This window comes from Mycobacterium sp. E2699 (assembly GCF_001666745.1).
Classification (GTDB): Bacteria; Actinomycetota; Actinomycetes; order Mycobacteriales; family Mycobacteriaceae; genus Mycobacterium.
This window is the reverse complement of the sequence record NZ_LZJH01000094.1, coordinates 1-1160: the sequence shown is the minus strand read 5'-3', so window position 1 is coordinate 1160 and position 1160 is coordinate 1. Positions and strand designations below refer to the sequence as shown.

The following is a 1160-nucleotide window of genomic DNA, read 5'->3' as shown; positions in this document are numbered from 1 at the left end:
AGTTGCCCAGCTGCGCGACCGTCGCCGACGCGCTGGCGTGGTAGCCGCTCATCGCGGCGACATCCTGGGCCCACATCTGCTCGTATTCGGCCTCGGCCGCCGCGATCGCCGGCGCGTTCTGGCCGAACAGGTTCGACATCACCAGCGACACCAGCTGGCCGCGATTGGCCGTGATCGACCCGGGGTCCACGATGGTCGCCAGCGCGGCCTCGTAGGCGACGGCCGCCGCCCGCGCCTGGGCCGCCGACTGCTCGGCTTGCGCGGCCGCCCCGCCCAGCCAGTCCACGTACCCGGCGGCCGCGTTGGTCATGGACGCCGCCGAGGTCAACCACGCCGAATACGGAACGGCTGCGGCGGCCATCGCCGCGGATGCAGGACCCTGCCACGCGTGACCAGCCAACGCCGAGGTCACCGAGGAAAACGATCCCGCGGCCGCACTCAACTCATCGGCCAGCCCGTCCCACGCCGCAGCGGCCGCCAACATTGGCGCTGACCCGGCACCGGAGAACATCCGGGACGAATTGATCTCCGGCGGGAGCACCAAAAAGCTCATGACCGCGGTCCCTTCTCAGCAGCGAGCCCCGGGAGCCAAAGTGTGCCGTTGCTCGGGTTCGCACGCAACCGCGACTGCGAGCGCTTGATCCCTGCGGTCCGGTCCGCAACGATCGTGCGGCGGCCGGGATTGGATTCCCGCCTAACGGGGTATGGGGCAGGCCGGAGAATGTACGTTGCTCCAGTGGCTGCTGAAGGTCTGATCAACGACGATCGAGGGGAGCAGTGATGAACTTTTCGGTGTTTCCGCCCGAGGTCAACTCGGTGCTCCTGCTTGATGGGCCGGGCCCGGGGCCGATGCTGGAGGCGGCGGCGGCCTGGGACGGGATCCGCAGTGAGTTGAGCGCGGCGGCAAGCGCATTCAGCTCCGTGACCTCGGACCTGGCCGGGCAGGCCTGGCAGGGCCCGTCGGCGGCGTCCATGACCAACGCGGCCGCCGGGTACGTGGACTGGCTGGGCGGGGCGGCCGCGCAAGCCGAGCAGTCGGCGGCCCAGGCGCGGGCGGCGGCCGTCGCCTACGAGGCCGCGCTGGCGACCATCGTGGACCCCGGGTCGATCACGGCCAATCGCGGCCAGCTGGTGTCGCTGGTGATGTCGAACCTGTTCGG

At 70.6% G+C, this 1160-nt stretch carries 2 protein-coding genes; one reads left to right on the top strand and one right to left on the bottom strand.

The genetic code is table 11. From position 1 onward, the window contains the following. The coding region (locus A5696_RS17370) for a PPE family protein (protein WP_197517003.1) at positions 1–553 on the bottom strand (553 nt) is incomplete at its 3' end. Positions 554–780: 227 nt separating this feature from the next. On the opposite strand from A5696_RS17370, the gene A5696_RS17365 reads away from it, so the two are divergent. Then, the coding region (locus A5696_RS17365) for a PPE family protein (protein WP_231964364.1) at positions 781–1160 on the top strand (380 nt) is incomplete at its 3' end.